The 22355-nt window shown below is 71.9% G+C and carries 22 protein-coding genes and 1 tRNA gene; 12 read left to right on the top strand and 11 right to left on the bottom strand.

Annotated elements, in window-relative coordinates; all coding sequences use genetic code 11:
- Positions 1 to 61 precede the first annotated feature (61 nt).
- The 3 genes from ASG76_RS17085 to ASG76_RS17075 are packed head-to-tail and all read right to left on the bottom strand — an operon-like array spanning position 62 to position 2081.
- Entirely contained in the window at positions 62 to 1033 is a 972-nt protein-coding gene (locus tag ASG76_RS17085) for an NAD(P)/FAD-dependent oxidoreductase (RefSeq protein ID WP_056606268.1), read from the bottom strand.
- Between the two features lie 38 nt (positions 1034 to 1071).
- Positions 1072 to 1593 carry a hypothetical protein gene (locus tag ASG76_RS17080; RefSeq protein WP_056606265.1) on the bottom strand — a complete coding sequence of 174 codons (522 nt, stop codon included), beginning with the start codon at positions 1591 to 1593 and terminating at the stop codon, positions 1072 to 1074.
- Positions 1590 to 2081: a hypothetical protein gene (locus ASG76_RS17075; RefSeq protein ID WP_056606262.1), complete on the bottom strand. Its 492-nt coding sequence runs from the start codon at positions 2079 to 2081 to the stop codon at positions 1590 to 1592. Before ASG76_RS17075 ends, ASG76_RS17080 begins: the two co-directional genes overlap by 4 nt.
- A 63-nt stretch (positions 2082 to 2144) precedes the next feature.
- Between ASG76_RS17075 and ASG76_RS17070 the strand changes: the two genes are divergently transcribed.
- The gene (locus tag ASG76_RS17070; RefSeq protein WP_235529707.1) at positions 2145 to 2801 is read left to right on the top strand and encodes a potassium channel family protein; all 657 of its coding nucleotides are present in this window, start codon (positions 2145 to 2147) and stop codon (positions 2799 to 2801) included.
- Between the two features lie 7 nt (positions 2802 to 2808).
- Here the strand turns inward: ASG76_RS17070 and ASG76_RS17065 are convergent, their stop codons facing one another.
- Together ASG76_RS17065 and ASG76_RS17060 are read right to left on the bottom strand one after the other, a co-directional pair.
- On the bottom strand, positions 2809 to 3168 hold the full coding sequence (locus tag ASG76_RS17065) for an MmcQ/YjbR family DNA-binding protein (protein ID WP_235529705.1): 360 nt from the start codon (positions 3166 to 3168) through the stop codon (positions 2809 to 2811).
- A gap of 40 nt (positions 3169 to 3208) precedes the next feature.
- Entirely contained in the window at positions 3209 to 3772 is a 564-nt protein-coding gene (locus ASG76_RS17060) for a hemerythrin domain-containing protein (RefSeq protein ID WP_056606251.1), read from the bottom strand.
- Positions 3773 to 3813: 41 nt separating this feature from the next.
- Here ASG76_RS17060 and ASG76_RS17055 point away from each other — a divergent pair, with 41 nt between their 5' ends.
- Complete coding sequence (locus tag ASG76_RS17055; protein ID WP_056606249.1) at positions 3814 to 4347, top strand: DUF1707 domain-containing protein; 534 nt, start codon at positions 3814 to 3816, stop codon at positions 4345 to 4347.
- Positions 4348 to 4455: 108 nt separating this feature from the next.
- On the opposite strand, the gene uvrB is transcribed toward ASG76_RS17055, so the two are convergent.
- Positions 4456 to 6585, bottom strand: coding sequence for an excinuclease ABC subunit UvrB (gene uvrB, locus ASG76_RS17050; protein WP_056606247.1), 2130 nt, complete (start codon positions 6583 to 6585; stop codon positions 4456 to 4458).
- 69 nt (positions 6586 to 6654) lie between these two features.
- Here uvrB and ASG76_RS17045 point away from each other — a divergent pair, with 69 nt between their 5' ends.
- From ASG76_RS17045 to argS, 3 genes are all read left to right on the top strand, one after another.
- Positions 6655 to 7461 (top strand): hypothetical protein, encoded by an 807-nt coding sequence (locus tag ASG76_RS17045; protein ID WP_056606244.1) that lies wholly within the window; start codon positions 6655 to 6657, stop codon positions 7459 to 7461.
- Positions 7462 to 7529: 68 nt separating this feature from the next.
- Entirely contained in the window at positions 7530 to 8774 is a 1245-nt protein-coding gene (locus ASG76_RS17040) for a phospholipase D-like domain-containing protein (RefSeq protein ID WP_056606660.1), read from the top strand.
- Positions 8775 to 8812: 38 nt separating this feature from the next.
- Positions 8813 to 10558 (top strand): arginine--tRNA ligase, encoded by a 1746-nt coding sequence (gene argS, locus ASG76_RS17035; RefSeq protein ID WP_056606240.1) that lies wholly within the window; start codon positions 8813 to 8815, stop codon positions 10556 to 10558.
- Positions 10559 to 10565: 7 nt separating this feature from the next.
- On the opposite strand, the gene ASG76_RS17030 is transcribed toward argS, so the two are convergent.
- Positions 10566 to 11501, bottom strand: coding sequence for a DNA-3-methyladenine glycosylase family protein (locus ASG76_RS17030; protein ID WP_056606238.1), 936 nt, complete (start codon positions 11499 to 11501; stop codon positions 10566 to 10568).
- 52 nt (positions 11502 to 11553) lie between these two features.
- On the opposite strand from ASG76_RS17030, the gene kynA reads away from it, so the two are divergent.
- Complete coding sequence (gene kynA, locus ASG76_RS17025; RefSeq protein ID WP_056606234.1) at positions 11554 to 12420, top strand: tryptophan 2,3-dioxygenase; 867 nt, start codon at positions 11554 to 11556, stop codon at positions 12418 to 12420.
- Between the two features lie 70 nt (positions 12421 to 12490).
- The gene (gene pepN, locus ASG76_RS18890; protein WP_082587641.1) at positions 12491 to 14947 is read left to right on the top strand and encodes an aminopeptidase N; all 2457 of its coding nucleotides are present in this window, start codon (positions 12491 to 12493) and stop codon (positions 14945 to 14947) included.
- Here the strand turns inward: pepN and ASG76_RS17005 are convergent.
- Positions 14926 to 14999, bottom strand: a tRNA-Gly gene (locus tag ASG76_RS17005). The genes pepN and ASG76_RS17005 overlap by 22 nt on opposite strands.
- Before the next feature lie 91 nt (positions 15000 to 15090).
- On the opposite strand from ASG76_RS17005, the gene ASG76_RS17000 reads away from it, so the two are divergent.
- Genes ASG76_RS17000 through ASG76_RS16990 form a run of 3 tightly spaced genes read left to right on the top strand, consistent with a single transcriptional unit; the run spans position 15091 to position 17469 of the window.
- Positions 15091 to 15561, top strand: coding sequence for a tRNA (cytidine(34)-2'-O)-methyltransferase (locus tag ASG76_RS17000; RefSeq protein ID WP_200948231.1), 471 nt, complete (start codon positions 15091 to 15093; stop codon positions 15559 to 15561).
- A 21-nt stretch (positions 15562 to 15582) separates the two neighbouring features.
- Entirely contained in the window at positions 15583 to 16425 is an 843-nt protein-coding gene (locus tag ASG76_RS16995) for an SCO6745 family protein (protein WP_157559180.1), read from the top strand.
- A gap of 24 nt (positions 16426 to 16449) precedes the next feature.
- Positions 16450 to 17469, top strand: a complete 1020-nt coding sequence (locus ASG76_RS16990) for an App1 family protein (protein WP_157559179.1) — start codon at positions 16450 to 16452, stop codon at positions 17467 to 17469.
- Between the two features lie 35 nt (positions 17470 to 17504).
- Here ASG76_RS16990 and ASG76_RS19680 read toward each other — a convergent pair whose 3' ends face one another.
- The 3 genes from ASG76_RS19680 to ASG76_RS16975 form a co-directional block, all read right to left on the bottom strand.
- The gene (locus tag ASG76_RS19680) at positions 17505 to 18311 is read right to left on the bottom strand and encodes a resuscitation-promoting factor (RefSeq protein WP_056606218.1); all 807 of its coding nucleotides are present in this window, start codon (positions 18309 to 18311) and stop codon (positions 17505 to 17507) included.
- A gap of 367 nt (positions 18312 to 18678) precedes the next feature.
- Complete coding sequence (locus tag ASG76_RS16980; protein WP_056606214.1) at positions 18679 to 20058, bottom strand: NAD-dependent succinate-semialdehyde dehydrogenase; 1380 nt, start codon at positions 20056 to 20058, stop codon at positions 18679 to 18681.
- 121 nt (positions 20059 to 20179) lie between these two features.
- Positions 20180 to 21082 (bottom strand): haloalkane dehalogenase, encoded by a 903-nt coding sequence (locus ASG76_RS16975; RefSeq protein WP_056606209.1) that lies wholly within the window; start codon positions 21080 to 21082, stop codon positions 20180 to 20182.
- 127 nt (positions 21083 to 21209) lie between these two features.
- On the opposite strand from ASG76_RS16975, the gene ASG76_RS16970 reads away from it, so the two are divergent.
- Positions 21210 to 21671, top strand: coding sequence for a DUF6326 family protein (locus ASG76_RS16970; protein ID WP_056606651.1), 462 nt, complete (start codon positions 21210 to 21212; stop codon positions 21669 to 21671).
- Positions 21672 to 21764: 93 nt separating this feature from the next.
- Positions 21765 to 22208, top strand: a complete 444-nt coding sequence (locus tag ASG76_RS16965) for a ferritin-like domain-containing protein (RefSeq protein ID WP_056606206.1) — start codon at positions 21765 to 21767, stop codon at positions 22206 to 22208.
- Positions 22209 to 22355: the final 147 nt, after the last annotated feature.

Raw genomic sequence — 22355 nt, 5'->3', positions numbered from 1 at the left:
GCCTTTCGCGTCGCTCGGTGAAACCCCCATTATGCCTACTGGCCGGTAGGCACCCGACGCCTCACCCCTCGCTCGAGTGGCCCGGGAAGACGTGCGCGGACGGGTCGATGACGACCGCGGCGTTGTTGACCGCGGTGGCGGCCTCACCGAACCCGACCGCGATCAGCCGCACCTTGCCGGCGTAGTCGGTGATGTCACCCGCCGCGAACACCCGCGGCAGGTTGGTGCGCATCGCGGAGTCGACGACCACGTGACGCTTCTCCGTCACCAGGCCCCACTGCTGGATCGCGCCGAGGTCAGCGACGAAGCCGAGCGCCGCGACCAGCGCCTGCACCGGCCGCACCTGCGGCTCCTGCCCGTCGACGCTGATCTCCACCTCCTCGAGGTGGGCGTCGCCGCGCAGCGCGGTGACCTGCGCGTTGGTGATGATCTCGACGCTGGACGACCTCACCGCGGCCACGGTGCGCTCGTGGGCGCGGAAGGCGTCACGGCGGTGCACGAGCGTCACCGAGGCGGCGACCGGCTCGAGGTGCTGCGCCCAGTCGAAGGCGCTGTCCCCGCCGCCGACGACGACCACGTCCTTGCCGGCGTACGGCGCGAAGCTGGGCACGAAGAACTCCATGCCGCGGCCCATCCAGCCCTCGCCGGCCGGCAGCGGTCGGGGGCTGAACTTGCCGATCCCCGAGGTGATGAGGACCGCGCCGGCGGTCACCGACGTGCCGTCGTCGAGAGTGACGACGACGTCGTGGTCGCGGTGCTCCAGCATGGTGGCCGTGCGGTCCAGCAGGTACGTCGGGTCGGCCGTCGCGGCCTGCTCCACGAGCCCGGCGACGAGGTCGCGACCCTTGACGCTGGGGAAGCCGGCGACGTCGAGGATCGCCTTCTCGGGATACATCGCGGTGATCTGCCCGCCCAGCTCGGGCAGGGAGTCGACCACCGCGACCTTCAGTCCGCGGAAGCCCGCGTAGTAGGCGGAGAACAGGCCGGTGGGCCCCGCGCCGATGATCAGGAGGTCGGTCGTGACGTCGTCCACGGGACGATCCTTTCGGTCGGGTGTCGCGCTCGCAAGCCTCAGAGCGAGTCGAGGTCGGCGAGCCTCCACCCGCCGTCGACGCGCTCCAGCGTGACGAGCACGCGGTCGAGGTCGAGGCGGGGCTCGGAGAGTGAGTCGGAGGACGTGTGCTGGTTGACGAAGACCAGCACCCGGGCCTGCGAGGAGGTGGCGCTGACCAGGCCCGTCTCGACGACGTCGGCCAGGACCACGGTGTGGTCGCGTCGGCTCGAGGTGCCGACGCCGGCCATCGTGCGGTCGTAGCGCCGCTGCATGGGCTCGGTCATCAGGGCACGCGCCCGGGACCTGTCCTCGTCGAGGGTGTCCCACGCATAGCTGTAGGCCCGGGTCGCGGCGTCGGTGGCGACCTCGCGCACCGTCTCCTTGACCGAGGCCGAGGCCACGGTCGCCGACGCGGCCTCCGCGGAGGTGACCTCCGCCGCGCCCGGCACGTCGGCGTCGCGCAGCACCCACACGAGCGCCACCGCTGCGCCCGCGACGAGCACCGCCAGCACGAGGACCGCGCGTCGCAGGCCGCTCACCGGACGAACCTCACGCCGCTGGTGAGCCAGCGCCCGTCCTCGCGCACCAGGTCGAGCCGCAACCGGTAGTAGCGCACCTGTCCGTCCGGACCGGTCCGGGTGTTGGTCACGGTGCTGTTGGCGGCGACCAGGACGGTCGCGGAGTCCTCGTCGAGGTCGCCGACCCCGAGCGCCACGACCTCGCCGGTGGAGGTGGCCTCCGTGCGGACGGCCTCGCTGACGAGTGTGTCGCGCTGGGCGGCGTACTGCTCGGCGAAGTCGCCGGTGGCGCCCGCCAGCACCGCGTCGACCAGCGGGTCCATGTCCTCGTGGTCCACGGTGAGGAAGGCGACCGCCTCGGTGCGGGCGGCCCGGGCGACCTCGCGCTGGGTCGCGGCGAGCTCGTCGTCACCGCTGCCGCGGGAGGTGATGACCACTGCGATGGCGACCAGCAGCGCGACGAGCGCGACGGCCAGGCCACCGACCAGCCACCTGCCGCGCGCGTCCACGCGGTGAACCTAGCCCAGCCGGGCGTCGCCGTCGCGCACATCGCCGTCCCTAGACTGCATGAGGTGAAACGACGTCTCGACCAGCTGGTCGCGCACCCGTCCGCGATGCTGCTGGCCGCGCAGCTGATCCAGGTGCTGGCCTGGCCGTTCCTCGAGCCCTCCGTGGTGGGCCGGACCTTCCTCGGCGTCATCGGGATGCTGGCTGTCGGGTCCGCGGTGCTCGCGGTGCGCCGTACGCCGCTCGTGAGCCGCGTGGTGCTCTGGCTGGGCGCGCCGGCGATGGTGCTGACGCTGCTCGAGGCGGTCTTCCCCGACACCGACCCCATCGTGCTGGCCTCCGGCCTGCTGCACGTGCCGTTCTACCTCTACGTCTCCTACGCGATGCTGCGCTACCTGTTCCACGACGACGAGGTCACCACCGACGAGTACATCGCGACGGCCGCGGCCTTCACCGTCGTGGCGTGGGCGTTCGCCTACGCGTTGTCGGCGGTGCAGGTGGTGTGGCCGGACTCCTTCTCCAGCCCCGCGGGCTCCGACCAGGCATGGTTCGAGCTGCTCTACCTGTCGTTCTCCACGCTCACCAGCGTGGGCCTCTCCGACATCGTGGCGGTGGGCTCGCACGCGCGCTCGGTCGTGATGCTGGAGATGATGGTCGGGGTCTTCTACATCGCGATGGTCGTGTCCCGGATGGTCGGCATGACCATGATGCGGCGGCGCTGACCGTGCCTCAGCGCTCCCAGCCTGCGGGACGGTCCTTCCTCGGCAGTCTCGAGACCACCAAGCGGTAGGACTCCTCGACCGCCTCGACGAGCTCGTCGTCGGGGATCGATCCGGCCAGCGCGAGGTCGTTCCAGCCCGAGCGGCCGATGTAGGCCATGACCCGGGCGTCGTCGGGGTAGCGCTCGAGCCACTCGTCGGCGACCTCCCGCGTCGCACCGGCCTTGACCCCGATCGAGTCGGAGGCGAGGAAGGCGAAGATCTTGCCCCGCTCGGGCGGGCCCACCTTGAACACCGGGTGCTCGTGGTCCCACGGGTTGTCGGGCCAGGCACCCGGGAAGGTGGCGCACAGCTCGTGCGCCTGCGTCACGTCCACCCGCCTCGCCCTCCCCCGGCGTCTGTCCCCGGCGTCAGTCCTCGTCGTCGTCCTCGTCGTCGTCGAGGAGGCCGTCCTTCTCCGCAGCCTCCACGATGCGACGGACGTTGTCGATGCTCCCGCAGCCGGCGTCGAGCTGCGCGTTGCGCTCAGTGGCGAAGGCGACGCCGAGCTCGGCGCGCACCTGCTCGCCGACCTCCTCGCGGGCGGGGTTGAGGATGGTGAGCTCCTCCTCGGTCAGGTGGTGGTTGAGCACCTTGGCGAGCTCCTCGACGGCGTCGTCGAAGGCCTGGGTGTCGGTGCCCTTCAGCTCGAGCACCGCGAGCATCGCCTCGTGGCCCTCCGCGTGCTCCTCCTCGCCGTGCTCGGCCTCGTGGTCGCTGATGGCGTCCTTGCGCTGGAGCTTGGGGTAGACGTGCTTCTCCTCGGCCTCGGCGTGCGCGACGTGCAGGGCGGCCAGGGCCTGGCGGACCGCGTCACGGTCGGAGGTGCTGTCGCGCAGGTCGCGCAGCAACGCCTCGAAGCGACGGTGGTCGTCGAGGATCAGGTCGATGACGTCGCCGGAGACCGGGCGACCGAGGTCGATGGAGGTGCTCATGGCGCAACCGTAGCGACCGGGCCGCTGCCTATGCTGGGCCCATGGCGCCGAGCTCCTGGGACCGCTTCGAGCACGACCCGCGCCCAGCCTCCGCGTCCGGGCTGCGCGCCTCCGACCGCGACCGGGACGTGGCCCTGGAGGTCCTCGGCGAGGCGTTCGCCGACGGGCGCCTGACGCGCGAGGAGTACGACGTCCGCGCGGGCGCGGTGGCCGTGGCGAAGACCCTCGGCGAGCTGCCCGCACACCTCGAGGACCTCATCCCCCACGCCGGCGCCCTCGTCGGCCGTGGGAACGGGTCGTCAGCCCTGCCGGTGCACCAGCAGGCCGTGGACCGCTGGGCCAAGGACCGCCGCGAGGCCGTGACCGGCCTCATCACGGTGTCGCTCGTGTGCTGGACGATCTGGGCCGTCGTCATGCCGGGCGGCTTCCTCTGGCCCCTCTTCCCGATGCTCGCGCAGGCGGTCGTCGTGGTGCGCACGCTGCTGCAGAAGCAGGACAGCGTCGAGCGCCACGAGCGCCGGCTCATCCAGCGACGGGCCACCGAGCTGCCGCCCAGGGCACCGGACGAGGGCTAGCGCGCGCCGCTCCTTACTTGGTCGCCGGCGCGCTCGCTCCGCTCGCTCGCTGCTCCTCGCTCGTCGGGTGCACCACGAGCCTCGTTCCTCGGCTCGCGCGCACCCTCCTCACTTCGTCGCTTCCATCATCTGGCGCAGCTCCTTCTTGAGGTCCGAGATCTCGTCGCGCAGGCGCGCGGCGACCTCGAACTGCAGCTCGGCTGCGGCGGTCCTCATCTGGTCGGTGAGCTCCTGGATGAGGACGGCGAGGTCGCTGCTCGGGATGCCGGCGGTGTCGGGGGCCTCGGCGTGGATCTTCGACAGCGCGGGGGTCGGCGACTTGCCGGCCTTGACCCCGCCCGCGCGGCCCTTCTGGCCCACGTCGGCCCAGGTGCGCAGCAGCTCCTCGGTGTTCTCGTCCTCGCGGGCGAGCATCTCGGTGATGTCGGCGATCTTCTTGCGCAGGGGCTGCGGGTCGATCCCGCGCTCGGTGTTGTAGGCCACCTGGATCGCGCGGCGACGGTTGGTCTCCCCGATCGCGTTCTCCATCGAGGGTGTGATCTTGTCGGCGTACATGTGGACCTGACCGGAGACGTTGCGCGCGGCGCGGCCGATCGTCTGGATGAGCGACTTGTCGGAGCGCAGGAAGCCCTCCTTGTCGGCGTCGAGGATCGCCACGAGGGAGACCTCGGGCAGGTCGAGGCCCTCACGCAGCAGGTTGATGCCGACGAGGACGTCGTACTCACCCATCCGCAGCTCGCGCAGCAGCTCGATGCGGCGCAGGGTGTCGACCTCGGAGTGGAGGTATCGGGTGCGGATGCCGGCGTCGAGGAGGTAGTCGGTGAGGTCCTCGGACATCTTCTTGGTCAGCGTCGTGACCAGGACCCGCTCGTTCTTGTCGGCGCGCGTGCGGATCTCGTGGATCAGGTCGTCGATCTGGCCCTTGGTCGGCTTGACCACGACCTCGGGGTCGATGAGTCCGGTCGGACGGATGATCTGCTGGACCGTGCCCTCGATGCCGCCGACCTTGTCGAGCTCGTAGTTGCCGGGGGTGGCGGAGAGGTAGATCGTCTGGCCGATGCGGTCGAGGAACTCCTCCCAGCGCAGCGGGCGGTTGTCCATGGCGCTGGGCAGCCGGAAGCCGTGGTCGACGAGGTTGCGCTTGCGCGACATGTCTCCCTCGTACATGCCGCCGATCTGCGGCACCGCGACGTGGGACTCGTCGACCACCAGGACGAAGTCCTCCGGGAAGTAGTCGAGGAGCGTGTTGGGCGCGGAGCCGGGCTTGCGGCCGTCCATGTGCATCGAGTAGTTCTCGATGCCGGAGCACGAGCCGACCTGGCGCATCATCTCGACGTCGTAGGTCGTGCGCATGCGCAGCCGCTGCGCCTCGAGCAGCTTGCCCTGCTTCTCGAAGACCGCGAGCTGGTCGGCGAGCTCGAGCTCGATGCCCGTGATCGCCTTCTCCATCCGCTCGGGCCCGGCGACGTAGTGGGTGGCGGGGAAGACGTGCAGCTCGGTGTCCTCCGAGATCACCTCGCCGCTGATCGGGTGCAGCGTCATCAGCCGCTCGATCTCGTCGCCGAAGAACTCCACGCGCACGGCCAGCTCCTCGTAGACCGGGAAGATCTCGAGGGTGTCGCCGCGGACCCGGAAGGTGCCGCGGGTGAAGGACATGTCGTTGCGGGTGTACTGGATCTCCACGAGGCGCCGCAGCACAGAGTCGCGGTCGTGCTCCTCGCCGACCTTGAGCCGCAGCATGCGGTCGACGTACTCCTGCGGGGTGCCGAGGCCGTAGATGCAGGACACCGTGGACACCACGATCGTGTCGCGACGCGTGAGCAGGCTGTTGGTCGCGCTGTGGCGCAGCCGCTCGACCTCCTCGTTGATCGAGGAGTCCTTCTCGATGTAGGTGTCGGTCTGGGGGACGTAGGCCTCGGGCTGGTAGTAGTCGTAGTAGGAGACGAAGTATTCGACGGCGTTGTCGGGGAACAGCTGGCGCAGCTCGTTGGCGAACTGGGCCGCGAGCGTCTTGTTGGGCTGCAGCACCAGCACCGGACGCTGCACCTGCTCGGCCACCCAGGCGACCGTCGCGGTCTTGCCGGTGCCGGTCGCGCCGAGCAGCACGACGTCCTGCTCGCCGCCGTTGATCCGCTCGACGATCTCCTTGATCGCCGCCGGCTGGTCGCCGGAGGGCTCGTAGTCGGAGACCACCTTGAAGGGGGCCACCCGGCGCTGGAGATCGGTGACTGGACGCATGCGGCGAGCCTACGGGGAGCCACCGACAGCGACTTTGCCCCGTCCGACGCCCGCCCTACGCTCGCCGTCATGCCAGATCCGAGCCGGCCACCGGACCACGTGCTGGACCTCTTCGCCGCGGAGGGCGTGGTGGAGCCGCTGCCGGGCGGGCAGGGCACGAGCTGGCGAGCGGGCGACCTGGTGCTGAAGTCCGGCTGCGGGGAGTCCGAGGCGTGGCTGGCACAGGTCCAGGCCCGGCTCGCGGTGCGGCTCGACGAGGTGGTCCCCCGGTCCGTGCGCCTCGCGCTGCCCGTGCCGGCCCGCGACGGCAGCCTGACGGTCGACGGATGGGCCGCGACCCGCTTCGAGCCGGGTACGACGCAGTGCCACGACCTCGCGACCCTCCGGGCGACCGCCCACCTGCTCCACGCCCACCTGGCGAGCGCGGTGCCCGAGCGGCCCGAGGGCCTGGACGCGCGCACCGACCAGTGGGCCGAGGCCGAGCGGGCGGCGTACGACCCGGAGGTCGCACTGCGGGCTGCGGCCGACCGCGCCGAGCCGGGTCTCGCCGACCTGGCGGGCACGCTGGTGGCCGGGCTCGACGCCACCGACCTCGGGCGCGAGCAGCTCGTGCACGCCGACCTGTCCGGCAACGTCCTGCTCGACGCGGCGGGGGTGCCGTTCGTCATCGACTTCTCGCCCTCGTGGCGCTCGCCGCTGTGGGCCGAGGCGGTCTGCGTGCTCGACGCCGTCCTCTGGCTGGGCACCGACCAGGACGCCCTCGACGGGTGGCGCACCGGCACCGAGCGGCAGGCGATGCTGCGCGCCGCGCTCTTCCGCATCCTGTCCGACCAGCCCTGCGAGGTGCCGCGCTACGCCGCGCTCGGGCTCGCGTGATGCACCGGCACGCGCGGTGCGACGGGTCGTGCCGCCGCGGTGGTGGACCCCGTGGCTAGATTGTGCGCGTGACCGCCGCCCGACTGCTGACGACCGTGCGGCGCAGCCTGCTGGCGCTGCTCGGGCTGCAGATCGGACTCGCGGTCGCGCTGTCGCTCGTCGACTCCTACCGGCGGCGGGGCAAGAAGCCGAAGCCGTTCCCAGTCACCGGCCCCGAGACCGTGCCGGTCGGCGACGGCCTGATCACGACGTACACCTTCGGGCGCGACCTCTACGACGACATGCTGGCCGCGATCGACGGCGCCAGGAAGCAGATCCTCTTCGAGACCTACATCTGGAAGGGCGACGAGATCGGGTGGAAGTTCAAGACCGCCCTCACCGCCGCGGCCGAGCGGGGCGTCGACGTCCACTGCATCTACGACGGCTTCGCCAACGCGGTGGTCTCCCCCGCCTTCAAGCGGTTCCCGCCGTCGCTCAAGGTGCTGCGCTACCCGATCTGGACCGCGGGCCTGCGCTTCTGGGACCTGCGCCACTACGGACGCGACCACCGCAAGCTGCTCGTCGTCGACGAGGAGGTCGCCTTCCTCGGCGGCTACAACATCGGCTCGGCCTACGCCACCGAGTGGCGTGACACCCACGTGCGCATCACCGGCCCCGGCGTGTGGGACCTCAAGCGCGCCTTCGCCGACTTCTGGAACCTCCACCGCCGCCACCGCCTGCGCCGCAGCGAGCGCCCGCTGCTGGTCGAGACCGCGTCGCACTGGGACCCGCAGATCCGGATCCACCGCAACATCCCGCGGCAGTGGAACTTCCCGATCCGCAGCATGTACCTCGAGGCGATCAACCGCGCCAGCCACAACATCTGGCTCACCACGGCCTACTTCCTGCCCGACCAGGACTTCGTCGACGCGCTGGCCGACGCGGCGCGCCGCGGGGTCGACGTACGGATCCTGCTGCCGCTGAAGTCCAACCACATCGTCGCCGACTGGATCTCGCGCGGCTACTACGGCCAGCTGCTCGCCGCCGGTGTGCGCATCCTGCGCTTCAAGGACGCCATGGTGCACGCCAAGACCGCGACCATCGACGGCAGCTGGGCCACGATCGGCACTGCCAACATCGACCGGCTCAGCCTCCAGGGCAACTACGAGATCAACATCGAGGTCATCGACACCGACTTCGCCGCGGTGATGGAGCGGGTCTTCCTGACCGACGAGGGCAACTGCCTCGAGCTCACGCTCCACGAGTGGGAGGCCCGCGACCTCAACCGGAAGTTCACCGAGAGCTTCCTGGCCCCGCTGCGTCCCCTGCTCTGACTGCGGGCGGTCCACCAGGACGTCGTAGCCTTCGCCCCATGCCGTCCGCCGCTGCCGCGCTCGCCCCCGTCGTCTCCGCCGCGATCGAGGAGGCGTTCGGGCCGGAGCTCCGCGACGCCGACCCGGTGCTGCGCCCCAGCCAGCACGCGGACTTCCAGGCCAACGCAGCCCTCCCCCTCGCCAAGCAGCTCCAGATGGCGCCGCGAGAGGTCGCGCAGCGCATCGTCGCGGCCCCGTCGGTGCAGGCGCTGCTCGACGACGGGGTGTGCGCGTCGGTGGAGATCAGCGGCCCCGGCTTCATCAACCTGACCCTGGCCGACGGCTGGCTCGGCTCGGCGGTGAGCGCCACCGCCGCCGATCCGCGCCACGGCGTCGCGCAGCAGGCCCCGCAGCGCGTGGTCATCGACTACTCCGCGCCCAACGTGGCCAAGGAGATGCACGTCGGGCACCTGCGCACGACGGTGGTGGGCGACGCGCTGGCGCGGGTGCTCGAGCACCTCGGCCACACCGTCGTACGGCAGAACCACATCGGCGACTGGGGCACGCCGTTCGGCATGCTGATCGAGCACCTCCTCGACGTCGGCGAGGGCTCCGAGGAGGCGAGGCTGGTCGAGACCGACCCGAACTCCTTCTACCAGGCGGCGCGCGCGAAGTTCGACGCCGACCCCGCCTTCGCGATGCGCGCCCGGGCGCGGGTGGTCGCGCTGCAGGGCGGCGACGGCGACACGCTGCGACTGTGGGGCGAGCTGGTCGAGCTGTCCAAGCACTACTTCAACGGCATCTACTCCCGCCTCGGCGTGAGCCTCACCGACGACGACCTCGCGGGCGAGTCGACCTACAACGACGACCTCGCGCGGGTGTGCGACGAGCTCACCGAGGCCGGCATCGCGACCGTCAGCGACGGCGCGCTCTGCGTCTTCCTCGACGGGTTCACCGGGCGCGAGGGCAAGCCGCTCCCGCTGATCATCCGCAAGTCCGACGGTGGCTACGGCTACGGCACCACCGACCTCGCGACCGTACGTCGTCGCGTGCGCGACCTCCGTGCGGACCGCATGCTCTACGTCATCGGCGTCACGCAGTCGCTGCACCTGCAGATGGTGTGGGCGACCGCCCGCCGGGCCGGCTGGCTGCCGGACGACATCGAGCCCGTGCACGTGGTGATCGGCAACGTCCTCGGCGCCGACCGCAAGATCCTCAAGACCCGCTCGGGTGCTCCCCTGCGGCTCATGGCGCTGCTCGACGAGGCCGTCGCCGCGGCACGCGCCGCGATCGACGAGGACCGGCCGGGCCTGTCGGAGGAGGAGCGCGCGGCCCTCGCGCCCCAGGTGGGCATCGGCGCGGTGAAGTACGCCGACCTCTCCGTCGCCCACGACAGCGAGTACGTCTTCGACCTCGAGCGGATGGTCTCGCTGCACGGCAACACCAGCCGCTACCTGCAGTACGCCGTCGCCCGCACGCGGTCGATCTTCCGCAAGGCGGGCGACGCCGGCGACGCCGCGGACCCCGCCGTCGCGATCACCGAGCCCGAGGAGCGTGCCCTCGCGCTGGCCCTCCTCGACTTCGGTGACGTGCTGGCCGAGGTCGGCGACGCGCTCGAGCCGCACCGGCTCTGCACCTACCTCTTCGAGCTGGCGCAGACGTTCTCGGTGTTCTACGAGCAGTGCCCGATCCTCACCGCCGAGCCGCCCGTCCTCGCGTCGCGCCTGGCCCTGACGGGCCTGACCCGCGACGTCCTGGCCGAGGGCCTGCACCTGCTCGGGATCGAGACGCCCGAGACGATGTGAGCCCCGCTCAGCGGGTGGGCAGGTGGGTGGGGATGCTCATCCGCGGACCTCGCCGCGGCCGTTGCTGCCCGCCGGCCATCGCCATGGCCGCGGCCCGCCCGCGGTGGGGACGGTAGGGCTCGAGCAGCTCGGCCATCTCGTCGTCGCTGATGTCGTGCCCCACGAGCGCCCACCCGACCCAGTTGGCGAGGTGGTAGTCGCCGAAGCTGACGGCGTCGGGGTCGCCCAGCGCGCGCTGCCGCACCTCGGCGCTGGTCCACACGCCGATCCCGCGGACCGAGCGGAGCCGCCGGTCGGCCTCCTCGGCGGACACCTCGGTGACCCGCTCCAGCGAGGCGGCGAGCCGGCACGCGGTGACCACGGTCCTGGACTGCGCGGGCTGCACGCCGAGGCGCAGCCACTCCCACGACGGGATCGCGGCGATCGTGGCGGGCGTGGGCTGCACCATCAGCCGCAGCGCGGCGACCGGCCCGGGCGCCGGCTCGCCGTGGCGCCGCACGAGCTCGCGGAACGACCCGAACGCCTGCTTGCCGGTCACCTTCTGCTCCAGGATCGACGGCACCAACGACTCCATGACCAGCCCGGTCGCGCCGATGCGCCAGTGCTGGTGGGTGCGCCACCCCTCGGCGACCTCGGGGTGGTGGTGGGCCTCGAAGCCGCTCGGGTCGTCGTCGGCGCCGAGCAGCGCCGGCATCCTGTCCAGCGCCCACTCCGCGCCGGGCCCCCAGGCGCGCCCGAGGACCTCGCCCGCCGAGGGACGCGGCTCGACGCACAGCGTCGCCGGCCCCAGCGGCGTACGCATGGCGCGCCAGATGCGCCCCGAGTCCTCGTGCCGCTGCGTCGGGTCGCCCGCCCCCCGCCGCTGCGGGCGCAGCACCTGCGCGGGCGCGCACGGCCAGCCGGGCACCCAGGCGCGGGTGCGGCCGTCGGTGGAGGGGGCCATGGACCCGACGGTAGACGAGCCCACCGACCGGGCGGACGGATAGGTTGCAGCCATGGGTGAGACTCCGGACCAGACCGGCAACAGGCGTGACCTCGAGGAGGGCATCCAGCAGGACTTCTCCCGCTCGATGTCCTACGGCGACTACCTGCGCCTCGACGTGCTCCTCGCCGCGCAGCAGCCGCTGTCCGACCCGCCGCAGCACGACGAGCTGCTCTTCATCGTGCAGCACCAGACCAGCGAGCTGTGGCTCAAGCTGATGATCCACGAGCTGCGTTCGGCGCGCGCCCTGCTGCGCACCGACGACCTCTCCCCCGCACTCAAGCGGATGGCGCGCATCAAGCACATCCAGCACACCCTCACCGACCAGTGGTCGGTGCTCGCGACGCTGACGCCGAGCGAGTACGCCGAGATCCGTCCGTTCCTGGCGACCAGCTCGGGCTTCCAGTCCGCGCAGTACCGCGAGGTGGAGTTCCTCCTCGGCAACAAGAACGTCGACATGGTGAAGGTCTTCTCCCACGACGAGAGCGCCCGCGCGGCGCTCGACGAGCTGCTGCACGAGCCGTCGCTCTACGACGAGTTCCTCGCCCACCTCGCGCGTCAGGGGTACGCCGTCCCCCAGCGGCTGCTCGAGCGCGACTGGACCCAGCCACACACCAGCGACCCCGAGCTCGTCGACGTCTTCGCCTCGGTCTACGCCTCTCCCGGAGAGCACTGGGGCGTCTACGAGACGTGCGAGGAGCTCGTCGACATCGAGGACGCCTTCCAGCAGTGGCGCTTCCGTCACCTCCAGGTCGTGCAGCGCGTCATCGGCCACAAGGTCGGCACCGGCGGGTCGTCCGGCGTCGACTTCCTGCGCCGTGCGCTCAGCCTCACGTTCTTCCCCGAGCTCTACGAGGTGCGCACGCGGATCGGGCAGTAGCACCTAGGCTGCGAAGGTCGCTCGTCTCGGGCGTCGTCCGCCGCACCCGACCCCAGTGAGGACCACACACGTGCCCGTCCGCAGCCTGCGACAGGAGGAGGCCGTCGAGCGTGCGGCCCTGCTGTCGGTGACCTCCTACGACATTGACGTCGACCTCACCGGCCTGGTCGAAGGTCCCGCCTTCCGCGCCGTGAGCACGGTTCGCTTCACCGCCACCGCCGGGGCGTCGACGTTCGTCGACTGCTGCGCGGAGGTGGAGTCCGCGACCCTCAACGGGGAGGCCCTGCCGCCCGCCGAGGAGGGACGGATCGTCCTGCCCGTGCTGGCTGAGGACAACGAGCTGGTGGTGGCGTCCGTCCAGAGCGACACGACGTACGGCCGTGGTGTGCACCGCGCGGTGGACCCGGGCGACGACAACGTCTACCTGTGGACCACCTTCGAGCCCGACGAGGCGCGCTACGCGTGGGCCTGCTTCGACCAGCCCGACCTCAAGGCGCCGCACGCCTTCACCGTGACCGCGCCCGCCGACTGGACAGTGGTGAGCAACTCCGGCGACCCCGTGGTCGAGGACGTCCAGGAGGGGCGTCGCTGGACGTTCGAGCCCACCCCGCCGCTGTCGACCTACAACCCTGTCGTGGTGGCGGGTCCCTTCGTCGAGCTGCGGCAGGAGGTCGACGGCTTCGACCTCGGCCTCTACGCGCGCCAGACGCTGGCGCCGGCGCTGCAGCGTGACGCGGCACAGCTCTTCGAGCTGACCGGGCAGGGCCTGGCCTTCTTCGGCGAGCGCTTCGGGATGGCGTTCCCGCAGCGCAGCTATGACCAGGTCTTCCTCCCCGAGTTCGGCGGCGCGATGGAGAACTACGGCTGCGTGACGTGGACCGACGACATCCTGCGCCGCCACGAGCCGACGACGGCGGAGTGGCAAGTCTTCGCCACCGTGCTGCTGCACGAGATGGCGCACATGTGGTTCGGCAACATCGTGACCATGCGCTGGTGGGACGACCTCTGGCTCAACGAGGCCTTCGCCGAGTTCGCCTGCATGTGGGCGGCCGAGCGCGCCACGGCCTACGGCGACACGGCGGCCAACAACCTGGTGGGCGACAAGCTCCGCGCCTACCTCGCCGACCAGGGCCCCGCCTCGCACCCCATCCGCCAGCCCGTGCCGTCGGTCGCCGACGCCGAGTCGATCTTCGACTCGATCACCTATCCCAAGGGCGCCGCGACGCTGAAGCAGCTCATGCACTTCGTCGGCGAGGACACCTTCTGCGCGGGCATGAGCGCCTACTTCGCCGAGCACGCCTGGGGCAACACCACCCTCGACGACCTCGTCGGGGCCCTCGAGCAGGCCAGCGGCCGCGACCTGCAGCCGTGGCGTACGGCCTGGCTGGAGACCGCGGGCGTCGACAGGCTCGGCATCGAGCGCACGGACGACGGCCTCGTGCTGACGGCGGTCGGTGCCCACGGCGCCCCGCACCCGCAGGTGGTCGGCGTGGCCGCCTACCGCCGCGAGGGCGAGGCGCTGGCCGAGGTGGGAGCGGTCCACGTCGCAGTCGACGGCGAGCGCACGCCGGTCGAGGGCCTGCCCGAGGCCGACCTCTACCTCGTCAACCACGACGACACGACCTTCGCCACGACCCGCCCGGACGGCGCCGGGCGCGAGGTGCTGGTCGGCCGACCCTCGGCGCTGCCCACGACCCTCGCGCGCGCCGTGGCGATGGCGACCGTGTGGGACATGCTCGCCAACGGCGAGGCGACCGGCGCCGAGGCAGTGGGCGCGCTCGTCGACGTGCTGCGGGTGGAGACCGTGGAGACCGTCGCCGAGCCGTGCCTGGAGCTCGCCCTCACCGCCGCCCAGCGGTGGGCCCCCGCGAGCGAGCGGCCTGCTCTCGAGGCCGCGGTCGCCGAGGCGGCGCGCGGGCTGCTCGAGGCAGGCGTGGTCCGGCAGGCGGCGCTGCGGACGCTGTCGCAGGTCGCCACCGGCGAGGACGACCTCGCCGCCGTGGCGGCCGAGGCCGGCGACGACGTCGACCTCCAGTGGTACGTCCTCCAGCGCCGCGCCGAGCTCGGCGAGGTGGACGATGACGCCGTGCGTGCCCTGCAGGAACGTGACCCCGACCCCGACGCCTGGATCCGCGCGCTGTGCGTGCGGGCCAGCGCGCCCTCGGCCGAGGGCAAGGAGGAGGCGTGGACCGCGATGGTCGGCCGCAAGGTCCCGATCCAGACCACCCGCGCGGTCTCCGCGGCCTTCTGGCGGCCCGGCCAGGACGCCGTCCTCGCGCCGTACGCCGCGCGCTACCTCGAGGCGCTGCCGACCCTGCACGACGGCGGGATGATCCCCGGCCTGGCCCTCTCCTCGCGTCTCTTCCCCGTCTACACGGTCGACGAGGAGTGGATCGGGCGCGCCCGGGAGGTCGCGGCCGCCGAGGCCGCCCCCGTGGTGGTCGGCTCGCTCACCGAGCGGTCCGAGGAGGTGCTGCGGATGGTGCGCAGCCGCGAGGGAAGAAGTGGAGCGGACGCGAGGATTTGAACCTCGACCATCTCCCTGGAAGGGAGCCGTGCTGCAACTACACCACGTCCGCAGGGCCGGCCCTTGCGAGCGCGGCAGGTGACCAGTGTGGACCACTCCCCCGGGAGGCCGTCCACCGGGTCGCCGGCAGCTAGGTTGGCGCCGTGTTCCACGTGATGTTCCTCGAGCCGCGCATCCCGCCCAACACGGGCAACGCGATCCGGATGGTGGCCGCGACCGGGGCGACCCTGCACCTGGTCGAGCCGCTCGGCTTCGACCTGTCCGAGCCGAATCTCAAGCGCGCCGGCCTGGACTACCACGACCTGGCATCGGTGGTGGTGCACTCCGACCTCGGCACGGCACTCGGCAGCCCCGCGCTCGCCGCCTCGAGGGTCTTCGCGTTCACCGCCCACGCGACGCGCTGGCACACCGACGTGGAGTTCCACGCAGGTGACGTGCTGCTGTTCGGCCCCGAGCCGACCGGCTTGCCGGACGAGGTGCTGGGCCACGACCGGGTCACCGACCGCCTGCGGATCCCGATGGTGGCGGGGCGCCGCTCGCTCAACCTGTCGAACTCGGCCGCCGTGGTGACCTACGAGGCGTGGCGCCAGCAGGGGTTCCCCGGCGCCAGCTAGCGCTCGGGCGAGGATGGGGCCATGACGACCAGCGACACCGAGGGCCCTGTGGCCCGGCTGATGTTCGAGCTCACCGAGCCGATCTCGCTCGCCAGCTTCTTCGCCGACGAGCCGAACGACGCGATGGCAGCGCTGGGCCTGCGGACCTACTGGGACGGCTACTTCGCCGGGCGTGCCGCGCCACTCGGCGCGGTCCCTCCCGAGGTCGTCGACGCGGCCTTCTACAGCTTCGCCCCCGGAGAGGTCGCCCGGCACGTCCCGCAGGTGTGGGCCACCGTCACGCCCGACGCGGCCCACGCTGCCCGACAGCGCGGGTGCGGGGCCGCCCTCGTCCGAATCCTCGCCGACCTCGCCACCACACCCGACCTGGCGCGGGCCGCCGACCTGCTCGCCCGCGCGGCGTCGGGCGCGTCGCTCGAAGGACGCGTCATGTACGCCGCCCTGCGGGCGCTCCCGGTCCCCGAGGCCCCGGTCGAGCGGCTGTGGCACGCGGCCAACATGCTCCGCGAGCACCGCGGGGACGGACACGTCGTCGCGCTCATGGCAGCGGGGATCGACCGGACCGAGTGCCACGTGCTGTTCGCCCTCGGGCAGGGCATCCACCCGGCCGAGACCTTCGGCCGGATCCATCACCTGCCGCAGCCCTACCTCGCGGCGGTGATGGCACGACTCCGCGAGCGAGGCATCGTCGACGCGACCGGGCACCTGACCGACGCAGGCCGGGAGGTCAGGAGCGACATCGAGGCGATGACCGACACGCTCGCCGAGGCGCCGTACGCCGCGCTCGAGCCGGCGGAGCTCGACGAGCTGGTCGCCCTGCTCGAGCCGATCGCGCGCAGGCTGGGCGAGGCGGGCTCGCGGTAGCGGCGGTGCACATACGGTGGCCCGGTGGAGGTTCGCCGGGTGGTCGTCGCGCTGGAGCGCGCGTGGGACGAGGCACGGGTGCGTCGCGAGCGGTCGCGCACCCCTGAGCACTTCCGGATCGAGCCCTACCTCGGTCACGGCGGCCCCGCGGGAGCCGTCGTACGGGGTCGCGTCCTGGACAACCCGATCGCGAGCGAGGCCGTCGACGGCGAGGGCGTCGGGGCGGCAGTGCGGCGTACGCTCCGGCACTTCCTGACCCGCGAGCTGCGCTCGGTGCCGCTGACGGTCAGCGTCGGCGATGCATCCGTGGACACCGAGACCGACGCCGACGGCTACTTCCTGGTGCGGGTCCCCACGACGCCGGGCGACCTCAGCGCGCCGTGGACCAGGGGCAGCATCGAGCTGCGCGAGGACTACCGCGGCGTCACCCGCCCCCGGACGGAACCGGTCGAGATCCGCGTGCCCGCGCCAGGGGCCCGCTTCGGCATCGTCTCCGACGTCGACGACACCATCCTGCAGACCGGGGTGCAGCGCGTGGGGCGGATGCTCGTGCAGACCTTCACCGGCTCCTCGCTCACCCGTACGCCGTTCCCCGGTGCGGCCGAGCTCTACCGCGACCTGGCGGCCGGGGTGAACCCGGTCTTCTACGTCTCGTCGAGCCCGTGGAACCTGCACGCGTTCCTCGTGGCCTTCCTGCGCCACCACCACTTCCCGCTCGGCCCCGTCCTGCTGCGCGACCTGCTCGGCACCTGGGCCGGGCGCGAGCAGAAGCACGACCGCATCCGGGAGGTCCTCGAGCTGCACCCCGACCTGTCGTTCGTGCTCGTCGGCGACTCCGGGGAGCACGACCCGGAGATCTACGCCGACATCGTCCGCGAGCACGCCGGACGGATCCTCGCGGTCTACATCCGCGAGGTGCGCCTCGACCCGGGCGACGGCCGGGTCGAGGCGGTGTCGGACGCGTGGGGCTCCGACGTGCCGTTCGTGCTGGCCGCCGACACCGACGCCGTACGCCGCCACGCGCGCGGGATCGGCCTGCTCTGAGCCGTCCCTGGCGGAGTCGTCTCAGCGGAGCCGTATCAGAGCAGTCGGCCGCACACGGGCCACGGGGAGCGGCCGCGCTGCTTGTAGAGCAGCTTGGCGCGGTAGGTCTGCTCGCCCGCCGAAGCGGCGGTGGGCAGGCCGGAGCCGCCCACGCTGCGCCACGTGCCGAGGTCGAACTGGTAGAGCCCGTAGTAGCCCGCCGGGTTGACCGCACGCGGGTTGCCGCCGGACTCGCAGTTGGCGAGCGCGCCCCAGTTGAGCCCGTCTGCGCCCGCGACGGCGTACGCCTTGCGACCGACCAGCACGCGGCGCGGCCGCGGGTCGCGGACCATCTTCTTCTTGACGACGTGGTACTTCACGGGCTCGCCGTTGTGCAGCGTCTTGACCGCGACGACCTTGCGGACGCCGGGACGACCCTCGCGCACGACCTTGCGGACGCCGGGCTTCAGCTTCGTCGTGAAGACCTCGACCGTGCCGCGCCGCACGCGCACCTCCTTGGTGCGCCGCTCCTTGACCACGTCGGTGAGCTTGACGACGTCGCCCTCGCGCAGGCGCTTGCGGTCGCCGGAGACCTCGTGGCCGTCGCGCACGACGTCGACCAGGTCGTTGCCGTCGGCAGCGACGCCGTAGGCCTCGAGCAGCTGGGCGGGCCACACCCGGGGGGCGGTGGCAACCTCGACGGGAGCCGCGTCCGCGACCTTGAGGCGTACGTCGACCGGGCCGGAGCTGGCCTGCGCGGGCGCGCTGCCCGGCAGGAGGGTCAGCGCCAGCGCTGCTGCTGCGGCCGCTGCGGCGGCGCTGCGGGGACGGCTGAACAGGGCGGGTGTGGTGGTGGCACGCACGTGCTTCTGACCTCACAAGGTTGGGGGGCACGCCTCCGGGGCGCTCGGACGCGGCACCGTCGGGCGGCGCCTGGACCGCGGGCTGCACTCACCTCGCGATGGGAGGCGCCTCGTCGTCGAGGGGCGGCTGCGGTGCCTCCACGAGAACACGGACGCGCGCGAGTGTCGAATCGGGCACGGCGGTCCCCCGCGCACAGGAGGCGGCCAGGGTGACGGACGTCACTCTGGCGGTGAGGTGCCGAGTCAGTTCGCCTCCACGTCCTCGAGCGTGGCGCGGTTGGCGGGGAGCCAGGTGAAGTCAGCCATGTCCCGACACCAGGGCGCACCGGGGACGACGCGCCCTGGTGTCAGTGCTGACGGCGGGTCCTCAGCGGGCCGCGGGGGTGTAGATCAGCTTCTTGTTGACGAACTCGTCGATGCCGTAGGGACCGAGCTCGCGACCGACGCCCGAGCGCTTAGTGCCGCCGAAGGGGAGGTCGGCGGCAGAGCCCTGGGCGCTGTTGATCCACACCATGCCGGTGTCGAGCTGGTCGGCGACCTGCTGGGCCTGCTCGACGTCGGAGCTCCACACGACGCCGCCCAGGCCGAAGGACGAGTCGTTGGCCAGCGCGACGGCCTCCGCCGCGTCCGCGACGCGGTAGACCACGGCCGCGGGGCCGAAGAGCTCCTCGCGGTAGGCGCGCATGTCGGGAGTGACGTCGGTCAGCACGGTCGCCCCGACGAAGGCTCCCGGCCGGTCGAGCCGCTTGCCGCCGGTGCGGAGCGTCGCACCCTTGGCCACCGCGTCCTCGACCTGCTCGAGCAGGTTGTCCGCCGCGGCCTCCGAGGAGAGCGGACCGAAGCCGCTGGACTGGTCGAAGGGGTCGCCCGGGGTGAGCGCGGCCATCGCCGCGGTGAACTGCTCGACGAAGGCGTCGTAGAGCTCGTCGACCACGATCATCCGCTTCGCGCCGTTGCACGCCTGGCCGGCGTTGCCCATGCGGCCTCGCACCGCGGACTTCACCGCGGCGCCGAGGTCGTCGGCGTCGAGCAGGATGAAGGGATCGGAGCCGCCCAGCTCGAGGACGACCTTCTTGAGGTGACGCCCCGCCACCTCGGCGACGGCGGATCCGGCCCGCTCCGAGCCGGTCACCGAGACGCCGACCACGCGCGGGTCGGCGATGATGTCGGCCGACTGCTCGTTGGTGGCGAAGAGGTTGATGTAGGCGTCGGCGGGCAGGCCGGCGTCGGCGAAGATCGCGTCGATCGCCAGGGCCGACTCGGGGCACTGGGGAGCGTGCTTGAGCAGGATCGTGTTGCCCACCATCAGGTTGGGCGCGGCGAAGCGGGCCACCTGGTAGTAGGGGAAGTTCCACGGCATGATCCCGAGCAGCGGGCCGATCGCCTCCTTGCGCACGAGCGCGCTGCCACCCATGGCCGGGTCGAGCGGCGTGTCCGCGAGCAGCGCAGCACCCTGGTCGGCGTAGTAGCGGTAGATCGAGGACACCAGCTTCAGCTCGCCCTTGCCCTCGCGCACCGGCTTGCCCATCTCGCGGGCGATGATCGCGGCGAGCTCGTCGGCCCGCTCGTCGTAGAGGTCGGCGACGCGTCGCAGGATCGTCGAGCGCGCGTCCTTGCTCGTGGTGCGCCACTCGCCGTACGCCGCGTGGCTGCGCGCCAGCGCGTCCTGCACCTCGGCGTCGGTGGCCGTCGGGAACTCCTTCTCGACCTCGCCTGTGGACGGGTTGACGACCTGGTAGTCGCTCATCGTGACTCCTCTCGAACGGGATCGAGGGACGCGCGTGCGTCCCCCACCTCCGAACGTACGCGCGGGGGTGACCGCGACAAGGGCGTGGCCGCGTGAGGAGTCACACCGTGCGGACCGGGAATCAGCCCATGAAGTCCGCGATCACCCGTCCGAGCTCATCCCCCGCGTCCTCCTGGAGGAAGTGGCCGGCCCCCCGGATGGTCGGGTGGGTGAGGCCCCGGGTGCCGGGGACGAGCTTGCGCAGGACCGGTGCCATCGCGCCGGTGATCGGGTCGCCGTCGCTGAAGGCGACCAGGAACGGCAGCTCGCTGGCCGCCAGCACCTCCCACGCGGCGCGGTTGGCCTCGCTGGCCGGGTCGTCGGGACGGGTGGGCACCAGCCCGGGCATGGCCCGGGCGCCCGCCTTGGCGCGCTCCTCGGGGAAGGGTGCCGCGTAGGCCGCACGTACGTCGTCGGCGAGCGGCCGCGCGCAGCCGGCGGCGACCAGCCGGGCGACGTCGAGCACATCGGCGGCCTCGACAGCGCGGCGGAACTGCCACCACACCTCGGGCATGTCGAAGTCCCCCGTCGGGAGGCCGGTGTTGGCCGCGACGACACCGGCGAAGCGGTCCTGGTGCTCGGCGACCAGTCGGAGCCCGATCAATCCACCCCAGTCCTGACCGACGAGGGTGATGTCGCGGAGATCGAGGTGATCGAGGACCAGCTCGCGGGTCCACTCGACCAGCCGGGCGTAGGAGTAGTCGGCCCGGTGGACCGGCTTGTCGGAGCGACCGAAGCCGATCAGGTCGGGCGCCACGCAGCGGATGCCGCTGTCGACGAGGACCCGGATCACGTGCCGGTAGAGGAACGACCACGTCGGCTCGCCGTGGAGCAGCAGTGCCACCGGCCCGTCGGCCGGTCCGGCGTCGACGTACGCCATCCGCAGGGCGCCGCCGTCGGGGTCGGCCACCTCGGCGTACGCCGGCTCCCAGCCGAAGTCGGGCAGGTGGTCGAAGGCGGCGTCCGGGGTGCGGTAGACCTCCATGCCCGTCAGTGTGGCACCCGGATGCGTGGCATCGGCCGAACGGCCGAGGACGGACCCTCCCGGTGGCCGACGACGGTGTGCCGGCCGACCGATGGCACCGGGCGGAGATCCGGGCACCGTGGTGTCCATGACCACCACGACCCAGCCCACGCAGCCCACGACCAGCACCACGCCAGCCCTGCACGACCCGCCCCTGCCCGTCAGGGCGAAGCTGGCCGCCGCTTGGGCGAGCTTCATGTTCTTCTACATCTACGTCGACTACCTGCACCTCTACAAGCCGGGCGCCGTCGACGACATCCTGTCCGGCGTCGTCTTCGAGTTCGACATCAGCCAGACCTTCGTCGTCGTGTCCCTCGCGCTCGTCGGGGTCCCCGGCCTGATGATCCTGCTCTCCGCCGCGCTGCCCGCTCGCGCCAGCCGCATGCTCAACCTCGTGGTGGCACTGCTCTACGTCCCTGTCTCGGCGTTCAACCTCGCCGGTGAGTCGTGGTGGTACTTCTACGGCCTCGGCGCCCTCGTGGAAATCGTCCTCCTCGGCTTCATCATCCGGTCGGCCTGGACGTGGCCGCGCACGGCGACGCTTCCCTGAGCCGGCGCTCGCAGCGCGGGCATCCCCACGGGTGATCCGTCGAGGTGATGAGTCAGCGAGGGTGGGACGACACACCACACGAAGGAGCGCAGCATGTCTGATGACGCCAAGGCGGCCAAGGAACTGGTCGAGACGCTGAAGGACGGCGAGCGGGGGTTCGCCGACGCGGCCGAGAAGCTCCGCGACGGTGAGCACCCCGAGTGGGCCACGGCCTTCCAGAGGCTGTCCCAGCAGCGCGCAGGGTTCTGGCGCGAGATCGTCGACCTCGGCCACGAGTACGGCGATGACGTCGACGAGAGCGGCTCAGTCGCCGCGGCCGTGCACCGCGGCTGGATCTCGCTGAAGGACGCCCTCACCGGCGACGACGCCGAGGCCGTGCTCAAGGCGGTCGAGACCGGGGAGGACCACGCGGTCTCGGAGTACGAGGACGCCCTGAAGATGGACCTCAGCGCGGGCTTCCGCGACGTCGTCGTACGCCAGCAGGCCGCCGTCGTCGCGGCCCGCGAAGAGGTCAAGGCACTCAAGCACGTCGCCTAGCTGCCCCCCGCCCGGCGCCGCCCGCGTGGCGGCGTCGGGCGAGGCCCGTTGTGTTATGTCGCAGGACATCGGTGACGAACCTGTACCAGGACATCGGTGACACTTTCGGTGTCCTTGGTGGTGACACTTCTCCCCGCCGTGTGCACC

It is taken from the genome of Nocardioides sp. Soil774 (assembly GCF_001428125.1).
Taxonomy (GTDB): domain Bacteria; phylum Actinomycetota; class Actinomycetes; order Propionibacteriales; family Nocardioidaceae; genus Nocardioides.
This window is presented reverse-complemented; position numbering and strand designations above follow the sequence as displayed.